This window comes from Streptomyces sp. DH10 (assembly GCF_029813805.1).
Lineage (GTDB): Bacteria > Actinomycetota > Actinomycetes > Streptomycetales > Streptomycetaceae > Streptomyces > Streptomyces coeruleofuscus.
In genome coordinates this window covers 1-23,470 of the sequence record NZ_JARVKU010000001.1, presented here as the reverse complement: position 1 = coordinate 23,470, position 23,470 = coordinate 1, and the positions used below count along the sequence as shown (strand labels likewise).

The window sequence follows — 23,470 nt, the reverse complement described above, 5'->3', positions numbered from 1 at the left end:
CCCGCACAGCATGTCGATGACCAGACGCAGACCCCGGACCGGACACCCGATACGTCGGCGGAGATCCTTCCGGTGACCGCGGGACAGCGCGAGGTCTGGCTGGCCGAGCAGCATTCCCCGGACGTGAGCCCGGCCTTGCGCCTGGGCGAGTACCTGGAGATCCACGGACCGGTCGACCCACCCCTCTTCGAGGTGGCACTGCGTCAGGTCGTCGCCGAGACCGACGCGCTGCGGGTACGCCTCGTGCCCGGCGAAGACGGCCCGGTACAGATCCTGGAGCGCGAACTGCCCTGGTCGCTCTCCTTCGTCGACGTCTGCGACGAGCCCGACCCGGAGGCGGCGGGCCGCGCGTGGATCACCGCCGACCTGGCCCGGCCCATGGACCTGGCCTCCGGACCACTGTTCAGCTACGCGCTGGTCCGGCTGGCCCCCGACCGGTTCTGGTGGTACCACACCTACCACCACGCCGCCGTGGACGCCTTCGGCTACGCGCTCGTGGCCCGGCGGGTCGCCGAGGTCTACACGGCCCTGGTCCAAGGGGACAAGGCCGGCCCCTGTCCCTTCGGTCCGTTGTCCGCGCTGGTCCAGGCCGACCGGGACTACCGCGAGTCCCGGGAGCGTGCCGAGGATCGTGCGTACTGGATGCGGGAGCTGGCGGGATGGACGCGCCCGCAAGCGGCGTCCCCCACCGATTCGGCGCACGGGCCCGTTCCGCGAACGGACCTGCTTCCGCTGCCGCGCCCGCAGGTGCTGAAGGCGGCGGCCACGCGCGCGGGCGTCTCCCGCTTCCGTTTCGTGTTCGCCGCCGTGGCGCTGTACACGCACCGTCTGACGGGCGCGCGGGACGTCGTGGTCGGCCTGACCGTGGCCGGCCGGGTGGGGGAGGCCTCCCGTGCGACACCGGGGATGCTGGCCAACAGCGTTCCCGTACGCCTCACCGTCCGGCCCGACATGCCGCTGCGGGAGCTGCTCGCCCAGGTCGACGAGCGGATGCGCGAAGCGGTGGAGCACCAGCGCTACCGCGCCGAGGACCTGCACCGCGACCTCGACCTGACCCGTGGTCCGGGTGTGGCGTTCTCGCCGATGGTCAACCTCATCGGGTTCGACTACGACATCTCCTTCGCGGGCCACACGTGCACGGCGCACAACCTCTCCTTCCCGCTGGCCGCCGACCTGATGATCATGGTGTGGGACCGCCGGGACGGCTCCGGGCCGCACATGAGGCTGCACGCACCACCCGGTGCGCCCGGCGCGGCTGAACTCGCGGAAACCCAGCGGCGGTTGCTCGACTTCCTCGCGGACATGGCCGATTCGGACCCTGATCTCCCGGTCGGCAGGCTCGACGTTCTGACGGCCGGCGAGCGACATGACCTGCTCGCGATGGGGGACGCCACTGCGGCAGGTGCGCCCGTCGTCTCGATCCCGGCGCTGTTCGAGGAGCAGGTGCGCCGGGCACCGGAGGCGACCGCGGTGGTGTCCGGCGGCATCACCGTGACGTACGGGGAGCTGAACGCGCGCGCGAACCGGCTCGCGCACGCGCTGACGGCCCGTGGGATCGGCGTGGAGGACATCGTCGCCCTCGTCCTGCCGCGCTCGGTGGACCTGATCGTGGCCGAGTTCGCCGTGCTCAAGGCCGGGGCCGCCTATCTGCCGGTGGACCCCGAATACCCGGCGGCACGCAGGGAGTTCATGCTCGCCGACGCCCACCCGGTCTTCGTCCTGGACGATTCGCGGACCGTGGCCGAGCTGTCGGAGGAGCAGCCGGACACCGACCCTTGCATCGCCCTGGACCCGCGACACCCGGCGTACGTCATCTACACGTCGGGCTCGACCGGGCGGCCCAAGGGGGTGATGGTGCCGCACACGGGCATCGCCTCCCTGGTCGCCTTCCACACGCAGCGTCTGGAGATCACACCCGGCAGCAGGTTCTCGCAGCTGGCCTCGCCCGGCTTCGACGCCTCCACGTGGGAGATGTGCGTCAGCCTGCTGACCGGGGCGACCCTCGTACTCGCCCCCAGGACCGATCCGCTGTCGGTCCTCACCGACCCCGACGCCCGTATCACCCATGCCTTCGCGCCGCCGTCGGCCCTGGCGGTCGTGGCCGAGAGGGACAGCGCCGTTTCGACGCTCGTGGTGGGCGGAGAGCCGGTGCCGCCGGCGCTGGTGCAGCGGTGGGCTCCGGGCCGTCGCTTCATGAACGTCTACGGACCGACGGAAACGACCGCGATCGTGACCACGAGCCGGCCCCTGCCGCCCGCCGGCACGACCCCGCCGATCGGGGAGCCGCACTCCGGCAGTCGTGCCTACGTGCTGAACGGCAGCCTGCAACCCGTGCCCGTGGGAACGGCCGGAGAGCTGTACCTCTCCGGTGTGTCCCTGGCACGCGGCTATCTGCGCCGGCCGGCGCTGACGGCCGAGCGGTTCGTCGCCGACCCGTACGGGCCTCCCGGGACACGGATGTACCGGACGGGTGACGTGGTGCGCTGGCGGGCGGACGGGCAGCTGGAATACGTCGGCCGCGCCGACCGCCAGGTCAAGATCCGCGGCTTCCGCATCGAGCAGGAGGAGGTCGAGGCCGCGCTGATCGCGTGCCCGGGCGTCGCGCAGGGCGCGGTGCTCGCCCGCCGTCACCGGCAGCAGGGCGATCTCAGGCTCGTCGCCTACGTCGTGGCGGACGGGAACGGGGCCCGGCCGCAGTCTCTGCGTGAGCACCTGCGCGAGCGGCTGCCCGACTTCATGGTGCCGTCGGCGTTCGTGATGCTCGACGAGCTGCCGCTGACCCCGAACGGAAAGACCGACCGCGACGCCCTGCCGGACCCGGACGACGACACCGGCCCGTCGACCGGGCGGGCACCGCGCACACCGCGGGAACAACTGCTGTGCGAGCTGTTCGCGGAGGCGCTCGGCCTGCCGCGGGCCGGGTTGGACACCAACTTCTTCGACGCGGGCGGGCACTCGCTGCTGGCGATCCGCCTGGTGTCCCGGATCCGCGCCGTGCTCGGGGCGGAACTGAACCTGGGCGAGCTGTTCGACGCTCCCACGGTCGCCCTCCTGGCGGCGCGGCTGGACCGGACGGACGGGGCACGCCCGGCGCTGACCGTCCAGGAACGGTCCGACCTCACGCCCCTGTCGTTCGCGCAGCGACGGCTGTGGTTCCTGCACCGGGTCGAAGGACCCGGCGCCACCTACAACATTCCCCTGGTGCAGCGCCTGACCGGCGAGCTCGACCGAGGAGCGCTGGAGCGCGCGCTGGGGGATGTGGTGGGCCGGCACGAGAGCCTGCGCACGGTCTACTCGGACGTCGACGGTGAGCCCTTCCAGCGGATCCTCGACGCGTCCGCGGTGCGTACGCCACTGCCCGTCACCGAGGTGGACGACGAGGAGGCGCTGCACGCGCGGTTGCTGGACGCCGTCCGCTACCCGTTCGACCTGGCCGTCGAGACGCCACTGCACGCCGAGCTGTTCGCGCTGGGGCCCGCCGAGCACGTCCTGGTGATCGCCGTCCACCACATCGCCGCCGACGGCTGGTCCATGGCCCCGCTGGCCCGTGACCTGGCGACCGCCTACACCGCCCGGAGCCACGGCGAGGAGCCGGCCTGGGAGCCACTGCCCGTCAGGTACACCGACTACGCCCTGTGGCAGCGTCGGCTCCTGGGCGACCACGACGAGTCCGACAGCCTCCTCAGCCACCAACTGGCCCATTGGACCGCCGCGTTGGCTGGACTCCCCGAGGAGCTCACGCTTCCCTACGACCGGCCCCGCCCGGCCGTCGCCTCCCACAGCGGCGCCCGGGTCCGCCTGCGGATCGACGCGGAACTGCACACGGCGCTGAGCGAGCTGGCGCGCCGGTCGGGCGCGAGCCTCTTCATGGTGCTGCACGCGGGACTGGCGGCGCTGCTGACGAAGCTGGGCGCGGGCACCGACGTGCCTGTCGGCACCGTGATCGCCGGCCGTACGGATCAGGCCCTGGACGACCTGGTGGGGTTCTTCGTCAACACCCTGGTGCTGCGGACCGACACCTCGGGCGATCCCGCCTTCACCCGGCTGCTGGACCGTGTCCGCACCGCCGCACTGGCCGCATACGCCCACCAGGAGGCGCCGTTCGAGCAGGTCGTGGAGGCGCTGAACCCGGCCCGGTCACCAGCCCGCCACCCGCTGTTCCAGGTCGCGCTCTCCCTCGACGCCGACGAGGCCGCGGTGTTCGGGCTACCGGGACTGGAGAGCTCCAGAATGCCGGTGCCGACCGAGACCGCCAAGTTCGACCTGGACATCGGCGTCTACGAGAAGCGCTCCCCGCAGGGCGATTGCCTCGGCCTGGACGGCACCGTCGACTACGCCACCGACCTGTTCGACCACGGCACGGTCGAGGACCTCGCGGCACGCTGGGTGCGCCTGCTGGAAGCGGCCGTCCGGGACCCGGACCGTCCGATCAGCCGCATCGACGTCCTGTCCGGCAGCGAACGCCGCGACCTCCTCGGCGACACCGGCCGGCCCGCGGCGGCGGGCACGATTCCGGAGCTCTTCCAGGCACAGGTGCGTGCCACGCCCGACGCGGTCGCCGTCGTGGCGGACGGCGCCACCCTGACATACGGGGAGTTGAACGCGCGGGCGAACCGGCTCGCTCACGCACTGGGCGCGCGCGGCGTCGGGCCGGAGGACGTGGTCGCCCTCGCCCTGCCCCGCTCGCACGATCTCGTCGTGGCCGTGCTCGCCGTGCTCAAGGCGGGGGCCGCCTACCTGCCGCTCGACCCCGAGTACCCGGCCCCGCGTCTCGCGGCCATGGCCGAGGACGCACGGCCCGCGCTGCTGCTCACGAACACCACCACCGCCAAGATGCCGGGTACTCCGTCCCTGCTGCTGGACGCGCCGGAGACCGCGGAAGAGGTGAACGGCCTGCCGGAGAGTGATCCGGTGACACGGCTGTCACCCGACCATCCGGCCTACGTGATCTACACCTCGGGATCGACCGGGCTGCCCAAGGGTGTCGTCGCGCGCCACGCGAGCGTGGTCAACGTCGCGGCGCAGTACCGGGACCAGGTCTTCGGACCGGCGGCCGAACGCCTCGGAAACCGGCGTCTGCGGGTCGCGCTGACCGCCTCGGTGTCCTTCGACGCCTCGTGGAGCCAGCTCGCCGCCCTGACGGCCGGTCACGAGCTGCATGTGCCCGACGCCGCCACCTGGGTGGATGCCGACCGGTTCATCGCCTGGCTGATCCAGCACCGGATCGACTCGGTCGACGTCACGCCCTCGTACATGCGCGTCCTGTACGACCGCGGCCTGTTCACCGACCGGCGATGGCGACCGAGCGTGGCCGTGCTCGGCGGCGAGGAGCTGCCGGACCGGCTCTGGACGGAACTGCGGGCGGTGGACGGGCTGTCGGCCCACAACATGTACGGGCCGACCGAGTGCACCGTCGACTCGCTCCAGGCGCGGCTCGACGCCGCCGCGCACCCGGTCCTCGGCCGGCCGGTCCCCGGCACCCGCGCGTACGTCCTGGACGCGGCGCTGCGACCGGTGCCGCCCGGGGTGACCGGCGAGCTGTACGTGGCCGGTGCCGGACTGGCGCGCGGTTATCTGCGCCGCCCTGGTATGACGGCCCAGCGGTTCGTCGCCGACCCCTACGGCCCGCCGGGGGCGAGGATGTACCGCACCGGCGACCTGGCCCGATGGCGCCGCGACGGACAACTCGTCTTCGCCGGACGGGCGGACGACCAGGTCAAGATCCGCGGCCACCGCATCGAACCCGGTGAGCTCGAGTCCGTCCTCTCCTCGCACCCCCGGGTCGCCCACGCGGCCGTCCTCGCCCGCGACGACCACCGCGGAGAGACCCGCCTGGCCGCCTACGTCGTACCCGTCGCCGGCACCGGGATCGATCCGGCCGAACTGCGGTCCTTCCTCCGGGAGCGCTTGCCCGTCCACATGGTGCCGTCCGCGTTCACGGTGCTCGACGCCCTGCCGCTGACCACGAACGGCAAGCTCGACCGCCGCGCCCTCCCCGCGCCGGACTTCACCACCGGCGCCGGCGGCGGCCGTGCTCCCGACACCCCCGAGGAGCGGGCCCTTTGCGACCTGTTCGCCGAGGTCCTGGCCGTGCCCGCGGTCGGCGCCGACGACGACTTCTTCGCCCTGGGCGGCCACTCCCTGCTCGCCACCCGCCTGGCGAGCCGGATCGGCGAGACCCTGGCCGTCCCCTTCAGCCTGTCGGCCCTCCTGGAGGCACCGACCCCCGCGGGCCTGGCCAGGCGTCTCCGTGCGGGCGACACCACGACATCGTGGGTGCCCGACACAGAGGCGAAACTCGCTCCCGCCCTGCGCTTCGCCCCCACCCCGCGCGTCACCTCCGACCCCCGGCAAGCCGGTGACCCGCGCGAGGTCCTGCTGACCGGAGCCACCGGATTCGTCGGAGCCTTCCTCCTGTCCGAACTCCTGCGGAGGACAACCGCACAGGTGCACTGCCTCGTCCGCGCACGGACCGACGCCGAGGCGCGCGAGCGGCTGGCTCGAGTCCTGCGGACCTACGGCATCACGGCGACGGTGGACGATCCACGCCTGCACATCGTGCGCGGGGACCTGGCCGCCGCCGGTCTCGGTATCGGCCAGGCGCACTGGGCGCGGCTGCGCGAGACGATCGACACGATCGTCCACAGCGGCGCGTACGTCCATCACCTCTCGCCCTACGCACGGCTGAAGCCCGCCAACGTGGAGGGCACCCGGACCCTGCTGCACCTGGCGGGCGAAGGCCGGCCGAAGGCGTTCCACCACCTCTCCACCCTCGGAGTGTTCCGACCCGGCCAGGAGTCCCGGCTGGTCACGGAGGATTCGCCGATCGACGGTGAACGGCACCCGTTCGGGAAGGGCTATGCGGCGAGCAAGTGGGTGGCCGACCGGCTGGTGGAGCGTGCCTTCGAACGGGGAGCCGACGGTGGCATCCACCGCCTCGGCCGCATCTGGGCCCATTCCTCGACCGGTGCGGTCAACCGGGACGACATGTTCTCCCGGCTGCTCACCAGCTGCGCGGCGCTCGGCTGTCACCCGGTGGATCCCGCACTGGAGGAGACCCTGCTGCCCGTCGACGTCCTCGCCGCCGCTCTCGTGGAGCTGGTGCGCGACAGCGACGGGACCGGCCGCGTCCACCACCTTCACGACACGCGCAGGATCGGACCAGGCGCCTTCATGGCCGCCTACGACCGCACGCACGGGACGCGCTCGGAACAACTCCCGCTGACCGACTGGCTGCGACGCCTGCGTCGCGCGACCGAACGGGGACAGGAACTGCCGATCCTGCCCTACCAGGCCTACCTGGAGGAGCATGCCGGGAAGGGGCAGGCCGCACAGGGGCCGACCCTGGAGTTCGGGAACGACAGGACGGTCCGGCGGCTGCGGAAACTGGGCGTGGTGATCCCCGAGATCGACGATGCCGCGATCTCCGGCTACTGGAGTTTCATGGAGAGCAGTGACTGACGCGATGGCCTTGCTCGAAAGTCCCCCGGGCGACCGCCCGACGACACGACGTACCCCCACCAGAGCGAGGATGCGTCCACGCTCGATCGTTCCCGGCCGTCAGCGCTGGGAGGTGGACCTCCTGCGCGGCAGACCCGCCTCGGCGCGGTTGACCGAGACGTCACTCCTCGAGGCCCCGGGCATCGAGGAGGTGCACGCCAGCCCGGTCACCGGCCGGGTGCTGGTGAGGCACGACCGCACCATCACTCCGCGCGAAGCCGCTCGGTTGCTGCGGCAAGCGATCGCCCGGACGCTGGCAGCCCTGCGCGCCACCGCGGCGAACCTGCCGTGGCCCGACACCACCGCACAGCCCGGCGAGGGCGTGCCGGAGGACCGCGGTGACGGCGCCGGACGCTGGTTGCCGAGGATCCTCGGGGCCTCGGGCGCCGTGGCGGCGGCCGTCGTCGGCGGGCCCTTCCTCCTGACGCTGCTCAGCAAACCCCTGCTCACCCTCGGACTGACCACCGTCGCCACGACAGCCGTGGTCCGAAGAGCGTGGCGCAGATCCGACAGCGCGAAACAGTCGACGGACGAGGCCGCGGCGCGCCGCCACCCTTTGCGCCGCATCATCGGCCCGCACAAGCGGAAGTTCGCTTTCGCCGCACTGCTGTCCGGACTCTCCCAACTGGCGGAGATGGCGCTGTTCGCCCTCAGCCCCTCGATCGTGCTGCTGGTCGCCAAGGGCGGCAGCGCGACCCTCGCCAAGTACGGAGTGGCCGGAGTCACCTCCCAGTTGTCGCTTCTCGTGGGCGCCGCCGGAACGGCCTGCCTCGCCATGGCGGCCTTCGGCTACGGGGCCAGTGTCGTCTGGCGCCAACTGGCGCAGACCATCGAGGACGACTGGCGCACCCGTACCTACGAGCACGTCCAGCGCGTGGCACCGGCCGACCTGGAGAAGGAACGCGTCAGCAGGGTCAACGCCGTCCTGTCCGAGGACATCGGCCAGATCAGCACCTTCGTCGGCACCAACATGAACGACGTCGTCCAGATGTGCGTCAGCCTGGCGCTCCTCATCCCGGCCTTCCTGCTGCTCGCTCCGCAGATCGCCTGGATCGCCCTCGCACCGATCCCGCTCGTCGCCTGGCTGTCCTTCCGCTTCCACGAACGCGCGGTGGCCGGCCACGCCGCCTCCGACGCCCGCCGAGCACGGTTGAACGGCCGGGTGACCGAGAACCTCCACGCCCACACCACCATCAAGTCCGCCGTCACCGAAGAGCACGAGATCGCCCGTATCACCGAGCTGAACCGCGAGTGCAGCGAGGCCGACCGCGCCGGCGGACGCAGCTCGGCGATCCCGCCGCAGATCCTGCGGCTGGCCGGTGGCTCGGCACTGGTCGGCACGGTGCTCCTGGGCGGCAGGGCCGTCCTGCGGGGCACCCTGTCGACCGCGGCCTTCGGCCCGCTCATCGAGATGCCGGGCATGGCCATGCTGAAGCTGTCCCGACTGGGCAGCACCACCGACCAGTACCAGCGCGCCGTCACCGCCCTGGACCGGGTGGAGCGGCTGCACGACCTCCCCCTCGAACCGTTCGCCGAGGGGCGCCCGATGCCCAGACAGCAGGTCAAGGGCGAGATCGAACTGCGGAACGTGACCTTCGCCTACCCCGGCCGGCCGCCGGCCCTGCGCGGCACATCCCTGGTCGTCCCACCCGGCCGCACCACCGGAATCGTCGGTACCAGCGGCGCAGGCAAGACCACCGTCGCCAAACTGCTGATGCGCTTCCACCACCCCGACCACGGACGGGTGTTGCTCGACGGCGCCGATGTGCGCACCCTCGCGCTGCCCGACCTGCGCCGCGCCATCGGATACGTCACCCAGGAGCCCTTCCTGTTCGACGCGACGATCGCGGAGAACATCCGCTACGGCACGTTCGACGCCACCGACGAGCAACTCGTCACCGCTGCCCGCACAGCAGGCGCCGACGCTTTCATCGACAGCCTGCCCGACGGCTACGCGACCCGGGTCGGCGAACGGGGCGCCGCGCTGTCCGGCGGGCAGAAACAGCGCATCGCGCTGGCCCGGACCATCCTGCGCGACCCCCCGGTCATCATCCTCGACGAGGCCACCTCCGCCGTCGACAACGAGACCGAGGCCATCATCCAGCAGGCCCTCCAGGTGTTCGGGACGGACCGGACGATGATCGTCATCGCCCACCGGCTGTCCACCGTGCAGCACGCCGACCAGATCTACGTGATGGGACCCGGGGGAGTGGTGGCCGAACACGGCACGCACGAGGAGCTCGTGACACGCGGCGGCACCTACACGACCCTGTGGCAGCTCCAGGCCGGCACTCCCGCACCCGCCTGACGGACGGCCTGTTCAGCCGCTCGTCATTCGTTCGGGTGGCAGCGGCGGACAGCGGCCCGAAAACCGCCGCTGACCTGGCAAGATGGATGTCTGATTCCCCGCCTGTCCGCTGATCGGCGCCAACCGGTCACTCGACATCGCTGATGTGCGGGTGACCTGACCCGAGGCCCTCACCGCGCCCGCCCCGATCGAGGGGCGGGCACGTCCGAGCCCTGTACCGCGCGGGCGCGCTCATGACCGCCCGCCCGTTCCTCCCCACTCGACCCGCCGACGCCTCGCTCACGCGGACCCGGCCACGAGAACCAGGAGAACCGACATGACGCATGCGACCAACCCGTTCGAGGACGACGACGCCCGTTTCCTGGTGCTCGTCAACGACGAGGGCCAGCACTCGCTTTGGCCAACCTTCGCCGACGTACCCGAAGGATGGACCGTCGCGCACCCGGAGGACACACGTCGGGCGTGCCTCGACCACGTCGACCGGGTGTGGACCGACATGCGGCCGCGCAGCCTCGCCGAAGCGACGGACGGCGGAGCGTGAGACCCACCGGGCGACACCCGTCCGTTCCCCGCGGACGGGTGTCGCGTCCGCGTCCCCACCGCGCACGACCCGGGAGCCCATCCCCGGACTCCGCCCGGCGAACCCACCTCATCCCACGAGCCGTTAGGACACCGCACGTGTTTCTCTCGGAATCCTGCGCCGTTCTCGCCCGCCATCCCGCCCTGAAGGACTTCGCCTCCTCCGTCACCGACTTCCTCGACATGCACCTGCCCGAGCCGGTCACGGAGGAGGCGGCCCGGCCGCCGTGGCTCGATCTGCGCAAGCGCGCCGCCCAGGCCGGACTGACGGGGTTCGACCTACCGCGCGCCGAGACCGGGCCGGCGCACGCGTGCGGGGTCGCGGGAGACCGGGAGGACGCGACCCGGACCGTCCCCCCGCACCTCGAACGAGTGGCCCAGGGGCTGGCCATGTTTCTCGCCGGGCGCCGTGACTGTGACGCGCGGGAGATCTTCAGCTCGGGACACGGTGCCATGGCCGTGCGGTACGGCAGGCCCCTCGTCGCCCGCACGGTCCATGACAGGATCGTGGGCTGCGGAGAGCTGGCGGGCGTGGCGTCGAGCGAACCGCACTCCGGTTCCGATCTGCGCGGCTTGCGCACCGTAGCGGTCGATCAGGGCGACCATCTGCTGCTCTCCGGCACGAAGGGTCTGGTGAGTCGCGTGGAGGAGGCCACCGGGTTCGTCGTCTTCTGCAAGGTGGTCGGACCCGAACAGGCCGCCGGGCAGGACGCCGACGGGGCGTGGCTGCGCGAAGTCCCGCTGTCAGCGGTGTGGTTGCCGACCGCGACCGCCGGCGTGCTCACGGAGACCACCGTGCCCCTCGGGCTACGCGGCTGGAGCCTGGGCCATCTGCACTTCGACAACGTGCGCGTCGGCAAGGAACTGCTGCTCGGCAGGCCCGGCGACGGCCGCCGCATCTTCGACAGCCACTTCTCCGGCTGGCGCCTGATGATGGCGATGGTCTGCCTGGGTGCGGCGACCGCGGCGATCGAGGAGACGATGGCCCGGGCCCGCCGCCGCAGCGTAGGCCGCACCTCCCTGGCGAACGTCCCGTCCGTCGTGTCCCGGCTCGGCACGGCCGCGGCCGAGGTCCAGGCGGCCACGGCCTGGTGCTTCTCCCTGCTGGAGCGGATCGAGCGGGACGGAGAGGATGTCGACGTGGCGGCCTGCTCCGCCGCCAAGGCCCTCGCCACGGACGTGTCCTACCGAGCCGTCGACATCGGCCTCCAACTGCACGGCAGCGAGGGATACACCCGCCGCACCCCCATGGAGAAGCGCCTGCGTGACATTCGTGGCCTCCGTATCGCCGACGGCCCCAACGACACTCTCTACGGGGTCCTGGCCCACTCCCTGCTCACCGACTCCCGACCGGCCATGCCCCTGGTGGCCCAGCGGCAGGCATGACGCCTTTCGTGCCTTTCAGGAAAGCTTGCTCCTGAGCATCGCGAGATAGAAGGGGAGTTTCCTCACGGCCGCTTTTGGCACTACGTAAACTTCCACATCGCCGTGCAGGTGATCGCTGATGGTGAGAATGCATTTCCCGTTCGCATGGCGCACTTCAGCGGAATACAGCACTTCTTCCGATGTGGGCTCAGCCTCAGCAACGGCCTCGTCAGTTGCTGCCTTTTCCACATTCACTCCCGGCTCAGTTTTCTCACGCGGAGGCGGACAATTTACAGCGTGCCTGTCTCGCACGGTAGGTCACGGGGAGACGGAAAAGATCAACGCCGGGCAGTGTGCACACGAACGGGTGAACGTCATGAGATGCCCTGGTGAGAGAGTTTCCTGGGAGCTAAGCTCGGATTTCCAGAACACTGTCCGATAATTCCGGAAAGCTGCGAGAAGGGCTGTACTGACAATGCTTCCTGTGATTCCCGTATTCTTGGTGGGGGTAGCGTCGGCGCCCCTCCTGAAGAAGCTGATCAGGCCGGTCGTCCGAGGAACTGTGAAGTCCTCCGTAAAGCTGGCGATGGACGCCAAGCGAGTCGCCCACGAGATCAACGAAGACCTGAGTGACATTGCCGCGGAGGCGACGGCCGAGGCGTTCGCCGCCGATCTTCAGGACGGGTCGGACGTGCCGCGCCAGACCACGAAAAGGGCCCGCCCGAGCAGCGCCGCGAACGCCTGAGAGAAACGGGCGAACGACAGCGACCACATGATCATCACCGCGTTCCGCGGCACGGAACCGACCCAGATCAAGGACTGGCTGACCGACGGCACGGCACCGCCGAGGCGCGGCCCGGACAGGAAGGGGCACGTCCACCACGGCTTCGCCGAGGCCCTGGACTCGATCTACCCGGACGTCCTGGCCACGCTGGAGGCCAGCCCCGGACGCGCGCCCCGACGCTGGCCGCCGCGTACAACAAGGGCTACAAGAACCGGACCTACCGCTTCGTCAACAACAACGACATCGTGCCGCAGCTCCCGCCGGAGCCCTTCTACACGCATGTGAACGCCCTGCGGTACATCGACTCCCACGGCAGGATCCGCGAGTCCATGCCCCTGATCGGCGGGCCGGCCGACCGAGTGAGCGGGCTGACCGCGGATGTCCTCGCCCCGGCGAGCGACGGAGTGCGGGACCACTTCATCGACAGCTACCTGAAGGTGCTGGAGAAGAACCTGGACTGAGGCGAGGGAGGATGGCGAGGGGATTCCCGCCGCCATCCTCCCTCGGGTCTTCACGCCTCACGGGGAGCTGCCGCCTCGTCAGTCCAGTCGGGTCCACAACCAGGCGATGTCCGGATACGGCGGCGGGGTGAGGTCGGCGGGGTCCCACAGCCGGGGGCCGCGGGTCATGGACAGCAACGGGGGAACCAGCGGTGGTCCGCCGGGGCTGTTCTTCTGATCGAGGAGCGTGAGGTAACGGACGCTGCGGGACATCCAGTTGACAGTGGCGGGCAGCCACTGCGGCAACTCCGCGGCGTAGCGTGCGACCGAGGGGCGGTTGTCGTGCAGAAGCCGCTCCTGCATACGCGACATGAGCCCGACGAACCTTTCGTACAGCTCCCACACCCTCAGCAACGCGTCGGCGAGACCGATGCCGTGCTCGGCCGCCACCGCGGCGACCAGGTTGACGTGCCCCTGGCCGCTCGCTTGCTCCTTCAGCAGGCTGCCCAGCTCGTTGATGATGGTGCAGGGATAGAAGACGGCCTGGGTGAAGGCGCGCACCAGCGGGTCGTACTGATCGGCCGGAGACAGCGCGTAGCCGCTGCCCGGCGGGACCAGCGCGGCCAGGACGCCGGTGCCGGCCTTCTGCCAGCGCATCCGCAGCCACTCTCCCACCGTCGGCGGCGCCGGCCTGCGGTGCAGGGCGAGCTTCCACAGCTGTCCGCCCAGCCACTGCGTGTGCTCGGCGCGCATCGCGTGCACCCCGTCCGGGCCGAGGCACTCCTCCATCGTGCGGCGGATGTCGCGCAGACTCCTCACGAACGGGTCGTCGATCAGCGGGGCGGCTTCCGGTTCGGTCATCACCCGGTTCGCCTCCCCGGTCAGCGCGACGGCCGCGTCCGGGGCATGGACGAGACCGTCGAGGTGGTCGTCCCACAGGAACGCCCAGTAGGTGTAACACGTCAGGGCGACGGCCGCCTCGCGGCTGAAGAACGGCATGCCGGCCGAGATGAGTTCACCGAGGCCCGCCCGGGTGAGTAGTGCGTCCGGGGCACACAGACCTTGCCGGACCGCCCACCCGGCGGCATGACGATCCAGCTCCTTTCCGTCCGTCCTCGGCGGTGCCTGGGCGATGGGGCAGAACAGTTCCACCTCCTTCACGGCGAGGCTTTCCAACGTCTGCGCGAGGGTGAGGTGCTGTGCCTGTGCCATGCGTGCCTCTCCGTGCGGTCGGCGAGAGTGGTCCCACCAGCCGAATCCGACACGTCCGGCTCACCCGGCCACAAGCCATGAGCAGGGGCGCGACCGGACCACATGGAGCACTCCTGCCGCTGCCGTCGGCACCCGCGCCACCTCGGTGTTCAACGCGCCTGTCCCGTAACGTTTTTGCGCACTGGCGCGGCAAGGCATCACCAACTGGTCTGCCGGGCAGGGGAGACGTTGTTCCGGTCCGTCTCGAACACCTCAGGGAGCTTTCGTGTCCGCAACCGACAGGGATGCAGCCGCCGCATCGGACAGAGGGGACGACGAGACCCCGCTGCGGCGTGCGATAGGCCCCAAACTGCTGATTCTGTTCGTGATCGGTGACATCCTCGGCACCGGCATCTACGCCACCACCGGTCAGGTCGCCGGCAAGGTCGGCGGGGCGCTGTGGCTGCCGTTCGTCATCGGGTTCGTCGTGGCGATCCTGACCGCCGCCTCGTACGTCGAGCTCGTCGGCAAGTACCCGAAGGCGGCCGGAGCCGCGCTCTACACCCAGAAGGCGTTCCAGGTCCCGTTCCTGACCTTCATCGTCGCCTTCATGGTCATGTGCTCGGGTCTTTCCTCGGCGAGCGCGGCGGCCCGCGCCTTCAGCGGCGACTACCTGTCCGAGTTCACGGACTTCTTCCCGCCCACCCTGGTCGCGATCCTGTTCATCCTCGCCCTGGCGGCCCTGAACCTGCGAGGCGTGTCGGAGTCCGTGAAGACCAACGTGGTCCTCACCGTGGTCGAACTGACCGGCCTGGTCGTCATCCTCACGATCGGCGCCTGGGCCGTCCTGAGCGGTGACGGCGAACCCTCCCGGCTCGGTGAGTTCCAGGCGGACGGCAGCGGTTACGCGCTGTTCACCAGCGTGCTGGGGGCGACGGCCCTCGGCTTCTTCGCCTTCGTCGGCTTCGAGGACTCCGTCAACATGGCCGAGGAGACCAAGGATCCGGTGCGGACGTTCCCGCGCGCCATCTTCATCGGCGTCGCCGTCACCGGCACCATCTACGTCCTGGTCGCCCTGGTCTCCTCGCTGCTCGTCGACTACCGCGTGCTGGAGGGCTCCAGCGGCCCGCTGCTGGAGGTCGTCAAGGCCGGCGGGATCGACTTCCCGCCCAAGCTCTTCGCCCTGATCGCGCTCTTCGCGGTCACCAACTCGGCACTGATCAACATCATGATGGCGTCCCGCCTGTGCTACGGCATGGCCAACGAGCGCATCCTGCCGCGAGCCCTGGGCCGCGTACTGCCCCGGCGCCGCACCCCGGTCGTCGGCATCGTCTTCGTCTCGCTTCTCGCCATCGGCCTGGTCTCCACCGGGGAGATCGAGGGCCTCGGCGACACCACGGCCTTCCTCCTGCTGTGCGTCTTCGCCGTCGTCAACGTCGCCGTCCTCGTCCTGCGCCGCGACCGTGTCGACCACCAGCACTTCCGTACACCGACCGCCCTGCCGGTGCTCGGTGCGATCACCGCCCTGATCCTGGCCAGTCCGTTGTCCGACCGGCCCGCGGAGGTCTACATCCGGGCGGGCGTGCTGGTGGCCATCGGCATCGGGCTGTGGGTGCTCAACAAGGTGGTGCTGAAAGTACGCGGCGAGGAGTGAGCAGGACGACTGCCAGGCGGTGCGCCCGAGAACGGGCACCGGGCCACCACGGCTCCCGCGCGACGGCGGCGGGATCGTGATGGCCCGGCAGGGGGGTGTTTCGCGGTGGTTCAGAGGAAGCGGCCGGTCAGCGGGTGAACGTGACCCGGTGTTCCTTCAGGGCGCCGCAGTTGGAGCCGAACACCTGCACGTACACGTTCTTGATGCTGCCGCCCCAGTCGACGCAGTGGCCCTTGCCGTAGACGTACGTCGGTCCGGCGAAGGACGAGAAGCGCCCGACGTCCTCGTGGCTTTCCTCGGTGTCGGGGACGTAGATCCACGCGCCCATGTCCACGGCGGTACCGGGGTTGTTGCGGATGGTCGTGACGCAGTTCTGCCCGTTGGCGGCGTTGTACGTCAGGTAGACGGTGCCCAGCGAACCGACGGCCGCCGAGTTCACCGTCTTGTAGGCGCTGCCGCAGACCTTCTGCGGTGTGGTGTTGGGCGCGGCGGAGGCGGGTGACGCCAGGGCGGTCGTGGTCCCCACCGTCAGCGCCGCCAAGGCCGACGCGGCCAGGACGGAACGGGTGAATCTCATATTTCCCCCTTGCAACTCTTCGAGGTGGTTGCTCCTGCATGATGTGACCCGTTGGGCATTCAAAGGGTTGTGCGTCAGTTCGCAGGAAAATTCGGGGAGTTGGGAAGCGAACGCGTGAGATTCCCGTTCGTGACGGCCGTCTGCGGCGGAAACCAGGGCCGGGCTCCTGGCCCCGCCTCGGCAAGGGCCCCAGGATGCCCACGCCCCGTCACCTTTACTCACGGGGCGCTCATGGCACACGTGAGATGCAGAGGATCTGCTCAGGGGTGTCACACATGCTGCACATCCCCCTTCCAAAGTCTCGTTAGCGTTACGGCTCGATCCCACGTGCGAACGTGACCAGGCCGCGGCCGGCAAGCCGTCGGCACAGCAAGATCGGGAAGGCTACATGGACTACTGCTCCTCGTGCCGTAGGCACCTCAACGGCGCCTTGGTCTGCCCGGGGTGCGGCGCCTACGCCCCGGACATCGACCCCTCCGCCGCCGACGGCCGTACCGGCCCGGCCGCATGGGAGCACCGGGCCGCCTCCGGCGCATGGCGCGACGGGAACGTGTGGGACGACGGGAGTGTGTGGGACACCACCCGATCCGGCACGCGTGAGCTCCCCCTCGCGTACACCGACCCGTCCGGCGGCCACGAGTCCCTGGGCACCGAACCGTCCGGCGGTCACGAGAGCCTGGGCCCGGCAACCGAACCGTCCGGCGGTCACGAGAGCCCGGACACGGACCCGTCCGACGGACACGAGGCCGCCGGTGCCACCGCGTCCGACGGCTACCAGGCACCGCAGCAGGGGCGAGCGGCGCGGCGTCGTCAGATGGCCCGCTGGAAGAAGAGCCAGCGCCGGGCCGTGGTGGCGACCGCCGTCGCGCTCGTCGGAGGCGGTTTCACCGTCGCCGCCATGAAGGGCGACTCGACGCCCGGCGTCCAGTCGGCCACGGCGCCCGAGGACACGACCATGGGCGGCACCGAGGGACAGGCGCCGACGTACACCGGACCGACGTCGCCCCGGCGCGACACTCCGCAGTCCTCGCCCAAGCCCACCGCTCCCTCGCGCACCGACCGCACCTCGCAGCGTGAGCAGCAGCCCCGGACCACCGCTCCCCGCAGCACCCCGGCGGACCCCCGTACGGACGCGGCCGCCGAGCCCCGCGAGCTGCCGAAGACGACGCAGCCGAGGACCACCGTCCCGAACACCGTCGGCACGGTCACCGGCAACTCCGGCAAGTCCACATCCACGGAGACCGAGCAGACGAACCCGCCCGCCGCCGACACCGGCTCGGACACGCAGCCCGCGTCCCCCGAGACACCCCCGTCCGAGGCGAGCACCCCTCCGCCTCCCTCGGACTCCGGATCCGGCTCCGACTCCAAGGAGCTCTGCCTGCTCGTCGTCTGCCTGGGCTGAGACGCGCACGGGCGGCGGCCGAGAACCGGAGGCCGAAAACCCGTGGCCGCACCGCGGCCGCCCTCGTACCTTCGGGCACATGGCAGACGAGTGCTTCCGGCATCCCCGGCTCGCCGCGGTGTACGACCCGCTCGACCCCGACCGCGCCGATCTCGAACCGTATCTGCGCATGGCGGAGGAGTTCGGGGCATGCCGGGTGCTCGACATCGGCTGCGGCACGGGCGTGTTCGCGCTGATGCTGGCGGAACGCGGCGTCGACGTCGTCGGCGTCGACCCCGCAGGGGCATCTCTGGAGGTGGCGCGAGGCAAGCCGGGCGGCGAGCGAGTGCGGTGGATCCACGGCGATGCGGCGGCCCTGCCGCCCCTGACCGCCGACCTCGCGACGATGACCGGCAACGCAGCTCAGGCGGTCGTCGATCCCGAGGACTGGCGGAGGACCCTGCGAGGGGTCCGTGCGGCGCTGCGGCCCGGCGGCCGTCTCGTGTTCGAGACCCGGATTCCCGCCCGCCGCGCCTGGGAGGAGTGGAACCGCGAGGCCACGCACACCGTGACGGACGTCCCCGGTGCCGGCGCCGTCGAGTCCTGGGCCGATCTGCTCGACGTGAGCGGGCCGCTGGTGACGTTCCGGTGGACCTACGTCTTCGCTTCGGACGGGCAGGTGCTGACGTCGGAGTCGACGCTGCGCTTCCGCGAGCGGGACGAGGTCGAGGCGGAACTCGTCGCGCAGGGCTATGTGGTGGAGGACGTGCGCGACGCGCCCGACCGGCCCGGCCGGGAGTTCGTGTTCGTCGCACGGTGCCCGAGAACAGCCGGCTGAGCGGGCCCTGCCGCCTCCGCGCAAGCGGAATCCGCCCGTACAATCCTCGCGACCAAATCGGGGGCGTCATCAGCGGGGGAGTCCGCGTGGAAACCATCATCGTGCAGTTGCCCGGGCCCACACAGTGGGGTGCGGACGAGACGGGCAGGCCCGACCTGATCCATCTGGGGCCCGGGGACATCGCCGACTTCGGCCGCGGCACGCCCGGCGGCGCGGGGGTGCGCATCGTGCTGACCGACCCCGGGATCTCGCGCCGGGCCGGGCAACTGGAGGCGGCCGGGGACTACTGGCGGCTGTCCAACTTCAGCCGCAGCGTGTCGTACGTCGTGGAGAACCTGGAGGGAGCCGGCGAGTACCTGACCGTCGCCCCGGGGCGGCTCGGCGCGCCCGTGCCGTTCGAGTTCTCGCGCGTGGTGCTCCCGGCCCTGTCCGGCACCGCCACCTTCAAGGTGTTCGCGCCCCAGCACGCCTACCTCGGGGAGCAGTCCGCGCCGGGCGGCGGTGAACAGACCGTCCACCCCTTCGCCCTGGACCCGACGTCGAAGTACTTCCTCGTGCTGGTGGCCCTGTGCGAACCCCGGCTGCGCGACCCCTCCGACACGGCGCTGCCCGGGGTCGGGCAGATCGTGGAGCGGCTGCGGCCCCTGGAGTCCTGCCGGGACCTGACCCGCTCCGCCGTCAACTACCACATCGACTACCTGGCCTTCGCCAAACTGCGCCTGGACCTCGGCGAGGAGACCGCGACCGGAGCCGACGGCGGCCGCACCGGAGCCAAGCGCTCCCGGCTCGCCTCCGTCGCCCTGCGCTTCGGCCTGGTGCGCGAAGAACACCTCGGCCTGCTGCCGTCCCGTGGCGCCGGCCGCCTCACGCCGCAGGAGGCGGACGCATGACGGGAGCCGACGTCCCGGACGACCTGGAGGTACCCGGGCCGCCCCGCCTCCCGGAGGGTTTCCGGATCGAGGGCTGGGAGGTGGGCGCGGTCGTCGGCTCCGGCGGCTGGGGGACCGTCTACGAGGCCCATACCGTCGCCGACGGCACGCCCGTGGCGGTGAAGGTGCTCCCGACCGGTGCGCTGGGGCCCGGGCAGCGCGCCGCGCTCGGTGAACTCGTCGAGCGTGAGGTCCGGTTCAGCGCCGAGGCCGATCACCCCCACCTCGTGCGGACCCACGCCGTGTGCACCGTCGAGGCACCGGAACTGCCCACCCTGGACGGCGCGTTCGCACTGGTCATGGACCGTGCCGAGGCCAGCCTGAAGGACGTCCTGGACACCGCTGCCACCGGCGGGCCCATCGACGGCGCCGACCGCGTCCTGCGCGGAGTCGCCGCCGGGCTCGCCCACATGCACGACGCCGGCTGGGTGCACGGCGACCTCAAACCCGCCAACGTCCTGCTGGGCCCGGGCGGGCAGGTGTGGCTGGCGGACTTCGGGCTGGCCGCCGAACTCGACGGCACGCACGCCCATCTGCCGCCGCTCGGCACCCTCGACCACCTGCCGCCCGAGTGGTGGTCCCAGCGCACCGGCACCCAGGGCGCCGTGGTCCGGCCCACCGCCGACATCTGGGCCTTCGGCGTCCTCGCCCACCAGGTGCTCACCGGCGGACTCCACCCGTTCCCGGGCGCCACGGCCCGGGCCCGCTCCCTCGCCGCCCAGGCCTACGCACGCGGCACCGCACCGCTGCGGCTCGACGGCGGCCTCGGCGACGACATGCGCCGGCTGATCGCCGACTGCCTTGCGCCGGACCACACCACCCGGCTCCCGCACACGGCCCGTGACATCGCCGCCCGGGTCGAGGACCTCACCGGCGGTCCGCGCCGCCGTCGGCGACGCCTGGTGCCGGCCGTGGCGGGCGGGCTGGTCGTCCTGACCGCCGCCGCACTCGCCGGGGCGGCACTCCTCGGCGGAGGCGGCGACACCCGGGACGACGACCGTGACCGCGGCGCCTCCGCCGCCGTCACCGGCGCGCAGAGACCGGTGCCCGGTGAGATCCCGGAGGACTCCGACGTACCCGAGGCGCTGCGCCCCGTCATCGCCCGCGCCGCCCACCGCTGCACCGACGAGGAGATCACCCCGGCCCTGCTCGCCGCACTGCTCAAGGCCGAGAGCGGCTTCGACACCGAGGCCGCCCGCCCGGAGAGCGAGGAGTACGGCATCGCCATGTGGACGCCGTCGGTGTTCCGGGCCTGGGCGGTGGACGGGGACGGCGACGGCGACAAGGACCACATGTCACCGCCGGACGCGATCGCCACCATGAGTCTGTACGTGTGCTGGCTCGACCAGCGCTTCAAACAGGAGGGACTGCCGAAGAAGGACCTGCCCGCGCTGGTCGCGGCCGGCTACCGCACGAGCGACCGCACGGTCATCGAGGAGGGCGGCGTCCCCGCACGGGTACGTCCGCACGTGGACAAGGTGCTGGGCTATCTCGCCGAGTACGAGCGCTGACCTCCGGATGTACGCGAGCGGTGGGCCGGACCCGTCAGGGCCCCGCCCACCGCTCGTCCCCCGTTCCCGTCACGGCCGCGGCGAGCCGCACTCCGGGACGTTCGGCAGCCGGTTGTCCGGCGAGCTGATGTAGATGTTGGAGATGCAGCCCCCGTACTGGGGCAGATAGGCCCACCACTCGTTGGTGTAGGGCGGCACGCTGACCACCTGGCCCCGGGTCTGGCACCCCACCAGCACCTCGACACCGGCAGGGAGTTGAGTGACCCGGGCGTCGCCCGTGGCCGGGCCCTTCCGTACGTTCACGAACTCGCCCCAGGTGCCGAACCAGGTCCCCGCCGGCCGCACCCCGCCCGGCACGTTCAGCGAGCGGGTCAGTCGGCCGAGGTCGGTGTACGCCTTCCCGTACGACGTGCCGACCGGATGCAGCGTCAGTACGGCCACGATCGTGCGGTCGTCCGCGCCGACCGTGCCGGTGGTGTGCAGTGCGGGACGGGTGAGGTCCACGCCGGCGGCTGCCCGGGCGGCGGGAGCGGCGGCCGGTTCCGCCTCCGCCGCGGCCCCCGAGGCGCCGCACGTCCCCTTCGCGTACTCCCCGGACCAGCCCTGCTTCACCGCCCAGGGGCGGTCGAACGAGCCCGCGATGCCGAAGTGCTGGTCGAAACGGTCCGAGGCGCAGCGCGTGGAGCGGCGCAGGTTGTCCATGACGAAGTCGCGGACGGGGGCGGGCGCCTTGTCCAGGATGTAGCGGTAGATCGCCACGGTGTCCCGGGCCGAGAGGGCGGTGTAGCCCCAGTAGCCCTCGTATCCGGCGGGCGGCGGCGCGGTGTCGCGCAGACCGAGCCGGGTGCTCATCCGGTCGACGATCGCCGGGCCGCCGTACTCCGACCAGTAGTGGTTCGCGGCCTTGTCGTCGCTGCCGCGCAGCATCGGCTCCAGCCGCGCCCGGTCGGCCTCGGGGATCGTGTAGCCGGGCCCGCGGTTCCACAGGAAGTCCAGGGTCAGCAGCAGTTTGACGACCGAGGCGGAGCGGAACCGGGCGCTCTCGTCGACCTGTTCGGTGAACGTGCCGGTGCGGCGGTCGAAGACCGCGACGCCGGCGGTGACGCCGTCCGGGATCTGAGCGCTTTGAGCGGCCGGAGCGGCCTGAGTGGTCGTCCCCGGCCGGGGGAGTGCCCCCGCACCGCCCGGCAGCGCAGCGACCGTGACGACGGTCGCGAGCGCCGCGGTGCCGCGCAGGAGAATGCGCATGGTTGCCCTTCCTGGTAGCCGGTGCCCGGTGCCCGGTCGCACGGGTGTCCGGCGAAGCCTTGGTCCCGCGCCGACACTCTAGGAGCCCGCGCGGTGCCGCCGGTCCTGACGAATGTCAGGGCTCCCCCGAAACGCGACGACCTGGGGTTTTCGACCCTGATAAGTGTCAGGTGTCGCAGGCGTGGTGACGCCCGTACGGTCACGACCGGAACATCCGCCGACACACGAAAGAGGGCTCATGAGCCGCCGATCGCTCAGGACACTGCTGGCCGCCGGGGGCGCCGCCGCGGTGATGGCGCTTCTCCCCACCTCCGCCCAGGCCGCGCCGCACTCGGGCGGCAACTACGGGGCCTACGGGAACGAGGGGCAGTACCCCACGACCTCCTTCTGCTCGGGCACGTTCCGGCAGGTCGGGCCCACCAAGTACGCCGAAGGCATGGCCCTGAAGTACTTCTACTCCGACAAGTGCGGCTCCTTCGCGCGGATCGAGAACTCCCGGCCCGGCTGCGTCGCCGTACTCCACCGATCCAACAACGGCGTGGGACGTGTCGACGGCTGGGTCTCCGAAAGCGTCGACCCGGGCATCACCTACGCCTACACGCAGATGGGCAACAACCTCAACGGCCGCGTCTCGCGCGCCGTGCTCTCGTGCGACGGCCACGACCTGACCCAGACCGGCTGGTACTGAGCCGCACACACGCCACAGGGGGCGGCCGGGGTTCCGGTCCGCCCCCTCGCGCACCACCCCACGCAGGACGACAAGAAGGAGTCAGCCATGCGCACACACATCCGGCGCGCCGCGTGTCTCGCCCTGGCGGGCGCGGCCCTGGCCCTGTCACCCGTCACCGCCCACGCTCAGGAGCAGGCGCCGGCTTCCGCGGCGGACACGCGGCAAGTACAGTCCCGGGGCGGGTACTTCCTGGGTGACGGCGTCAACATCCGCAGCCGGCCGGTGGACGGCACGATCCACGGGCAGGGCTACTTCCGCGAGACCTTCACCGCGCACTGCTGGAACGCCGACGGCCACTGGATCTACCTGACGGCCCACCGGGGCAACGTCACCGGGTGGGTCAGCGTCACCTACGTCTACTACACGGACATGGGCCCGATGGGCCACTGCTGACCCGCAACGAGCCCGCGGCGGGCCACCGGATCTCTCCGGTGG

Annotated in this window: 17 protein-coding genes and 1 pseudogene; 14 read left to right on the top strand and 4 right to left on the bottom strand. The window is 71.3% G+C overall.

Features of this window, described 5'->3' with window-relative positions:
- Nucleotides 1-72 precede the first annotated feature (72 nt).
- The 4 genes from QC385_RS00085 to QC385_RS00070 all read left to right on the top strand — a co-directional run bounded on the left by QC385_RS00085 (nt 73) and on the right by QC385_RS00070 (nt 11,773).
- Entirely contained in the window at nt 73-7,461 is a 7,389-nt protein-coding gene (locus tag QC385_RS00085) for a non-ribosomal peptide synthetase (RefSeq protein WP_279539147.1), read from the top strand.
- A 70-nt stretch (nt 7,462-7,531) separates the two neighbouring features.
- The gene (locus QC385_RS00080) at nt 7,532-9,808 is read left to right on the top strand and encodes an ABC transporter ATP-binding protein/permease (RefSeq protein WP_279539146.1); all 2,277 of its coding nucleotides are present in this window, start codon (nt 7,532-7,534) and stop codon (nt 9,806-9,808) included.
- A gap of 316 nt (nt 9,809-10,124) precedes the next feature.
- Nucleotides 10,125-10,349 carry an MbtH family protein gene (locus tag QC385_RS00075; protein WP_279539145.1) on the top strand — a complete coding sequence of 75 codons (225 nt, stop codon included), beginning with the start codon at nt 10,125-10,127 and terminating at the stop codon, nt 10,347-10,349.
- Nucleotides 10,350-10,486: 137 nt separating this feature from the next.
- The gene (locus QC385_RS00070; protein ID WP_279539144.1) at nt 10,487-11,773 is read left to right on the top strand and encodes an acyl-CoA dehydrogenase family protein; all 1,287 of its coding nucleotides are present in this window, start codon (nt 10,487-10,489) and stop codon (nt 11,771-11,773) included.
- A gap of 15 nt (nt 11,774-11,788) precedes the next feature.
- Here the strand turns inward: QC385_RS00070 and QC385_RS00065 are convergent, their stop codons facing one another.
- Nucleotides 11,789-12,001, bottom strand: a complete 213-nt coding sequence (locus tag QC385_RS00065; protein ID WP_279539143.1) for a hypothetical protein — start codon at nt 11,999-12,001, stop codon at nt 11,789-11,791.
- A 253-nt stretch (nt 12,002-12,254) separates the two neighbouring features.
- Here QC385_RS00065 and QC385_RS00060 point away from each other — a divergent pair, with 253 nt between their 5' ends.
- The 3 genes and pseudogenes from QC385_RS00060 to QC385_RS44150 all read left to right on the top strand — a co-directional run bounded on the left by QC385_RS00060 (nt 12,255) and on the right by QC385_RS44150 (nt 12,997).
- A complete protein-coding gene (locus QC385_RS00060; protein WP_443032829.1) occupies nt 12,255-12,497 on the top strand; it encodes a DUF5132 domain-containing protein in 243 nt (80 codons plus the stop codon).
- Nucleotides 12,494-12,748: pseudogene (locus QC385_RS44155) on the top strand (hypothetical protein); the annotation flags it as partial. The gene QC385_RS00060 and the pseudogene QC385_RS44155, both read left to right, overlap by 4 nt.
- Before the next feature lie 33 nt (nt 12,749-12,781).
- On the top strand, nt 12,782-12,997 hold the full coding sequence (locus tag QC385_RS44150) for a hypothetical protein (RefSeq protein ID WP_443032816.1): 216 nt from the start codon (nt 12,782-12,784) through the stop codon (nt 12,995-12,997).
- Nucleotides 12,998-13,075: 78 nt separating this feature from the next.
- Here QC385_RS44150 and QC385_RS00050 read toward each other — a convergent pair whose 3' ends face one another.
- The gene (locus QC385_RS00050; protein WP_279539141.1) at nt 13,076-14,188 is read right to left on the bottom strand and encodes a terpene synthase family protein; all 1,113 of its coding nucleotides are present in this window, start codon (nt 14,186-14,188) and stop codon (nt 13,076-13,078) included.
- Between the two features lie 265 nt (nt 14,189-14,453).
- On the opposite strand from QC385_RS00050, the gene QC385_RS00045 reads away from it, so the two are divergent.
- Entirely contained in the window at nt 14,454-15,821 is a 1,368-nt protein-coding gene (locus QC385_RS00045) for an APC family permease (RefSeq protein ID WP_279539140.1), read from the top strand.
- Between the two features lie 127 nt (nt 15,822-15,948).
- Here the strand turns inward: QC385_RS00045 and QC385_RS00040 are convergent, their stop codons facing one another.
- Nucleotides 15,949-16,398, bottom strand: a complete 450-nt coding sequence (locus QC385_RS00040; RefSeq protein WP_279539139.1) for a spore-associated protein — start codon at nt 16,396-16,398, stop codon at nt 15,949-15,951.
- Between the two features lie 388 nt (nt 16,399-16,786).
- Between QC385_RS00040 and QC385_RS00035 the strand changes: the two genes are divergently transcribed.
- The 4 genes from QC385_RS00035 to QC385_RS00020 all read left to right on the top strand — a co-directional run bounded on the left by QC385_RS00035 (nt 16,787) and on the right by QC385_RS00020 (nt 21,057).
- Nucleotides 16,787-17,800 carry an SCO2400 family protein gene (locus QC385_RS00035; RefSeq protein WP_279539138.1) on the top strand — a complete coding sequence of 338 codons (1,014 nt, stop codon included), beginning with the start codon at nt 16,787-16,789 and terminating at the stop codon, nt 17,798-17,800.
- 79 nt (nt 17,801-17,879) lie between these two features.
- Entirely contained in the window at nt 17,880-18,617 is a 738-nt protein-coding gene (locus QC385_RS00030) for a class I SAM-dependent methyltransferase (protein WP_279539137.1), read from the top strand.
- An 86-nt stretch (nt 18,618-18,703) separates the two neighbouring features.
- Nucleotides 18,704-19,507, top strand: coding sequence for a serine/threonine protein kinase (locus QC385_RS00025; protein WP_150478966.1), 804 nt, complete (start codon nt 18,704-18,706; stop codon nt 19,505-19,507).
- A complete protein-coding gene (locus QC385_RS00020) occupies nt 19,504-21,057 on the top strand; it encodes a serine/threonine-protein kinase (RefSeq protein WP_279539136.1) in 1,554 nt (517 codons plus the stop codon). The genes QC385_RS00025 and QC385_RS00020 overlap by 4 nt, the downstream gene beginning before the upstream one ends.
- Before the next feature lie 69 nt (nt 21,058-21,126).
- Here the strand turns inward: QC385_RS00020 and QC385_RS00015 are convergent, their stop codons facing one another.
- The gene (locus QC385_RS00015; RefSeq protein WP_279539135.1) at nt 21,127-22,305 is read right to left on the bottom strand and encodes a hypothetical protein; all 1,179 of its coding nucleotides are present in this window, start codon (nt 22,303-22,305) and stop codon (nt 21,127-21,129) included.
- A 238-nt stretch (nt 22,306-22,543) separates the two neighbouring features.
- On the opposite strand from QC385_RS00015, the gene QC385_RS00010 reads away from it, so the two are divergent.
- Nucleotides 22,544-22,993 carry a hypothetical protein gene (locus tag QC385_RS00010; protein WP_279539134.1) on the top strand — a complete coding sequence of 150 codons (450 nt, stop codon included), beginning with the start codon at nt 22,544-22,546 and terminating at the stop codon, nt 22,991-22,993.
- An 87-nt stretch (nt 22,994-23,080) separates the two neighbouring features.
- The gene (locus QC385_RS00005) at nt 23,081-23,428 is read left to right on the top strand and encodes an SH3 domain-containing protein (protein ID WP_279539133.1); all 348 of its coding nucleotides are present in this window, start codon (nt 23,081-23,083) and stop codon (nt 23,426-23,428) included.
- Nucleotides 23,429-23,470 lie beyond the last annotated feature (42 nt).

Coding starts and splice junctions, on each gene's coding strand:
- QC385_RS00020 (WP_279539136.1), top strand. CDS start 19,504: ATGACGGGAGCCGACGTCCCGGACGACCTGGAGGTACCCGGGCCGCCC.
- QC385_RS00050 (WP_279539141.1), bottom strand. CDS start 14,188: ATGGCACAGGCACAGCACCTCACCCTCGCGCAGACGTTGGAAAGCCTC.
- QC385_RS00015 (WP_279539135.1), bottom strand. CDS start 22,305: ATGCGCATTCTCCTGCGCGGCACCGCGGCGCTCGCGACCGTCGTCACG.
- QC385_RS00010 (WP_279539134.1), top strand. CDS start 22,544: ATGAGCCGCCGATCGCTCAGGACACTGCTGGCCGCCGGGGGCGCCGCC.
- QC385_RS00005 (WP_279539133.1), top strand. CDS start 23,081: ATGCGCACACACATCCGGCGCGCCGCGTGTCTCGCCCTGGCGGGCGCG.
- QC385_RS00035 (WP_279539138.1), top strand. CDS start 16,787: ATGGACTACTGCTCCTCGTGCCGTAGGCACCTCAACGGCGCCTTGGTC.
- QC385_RS00080 (WP_279539146.1), top strand. CDS start 7,532: ATGCGTCCACGCTCGATCGTTCCCGGCCGTCAGCGCTGGGAGGTGGAC.
- QC385_RS00075 (WP_279539145.1), top strand. CDS start 10,125: ATGACGCATGCGACCAACCCGTTCGAGGACGACGACGCCCGTTTCCTG.
- QC385_RS00030 (WP_279539137.1), top strand. CDS start 17,880: ATGGCAGACGAGTGCTTCCGGCATCCCCGGCTCGCCGCGGTGTACGAC.
- QC385_RS00040 (WP_279539139.1), bottom strand. CDS start 16,398: ATGAGATTCACCCGTTCCGTCCTGGCCGCGTCGGCCTTGGCGGCGCTG.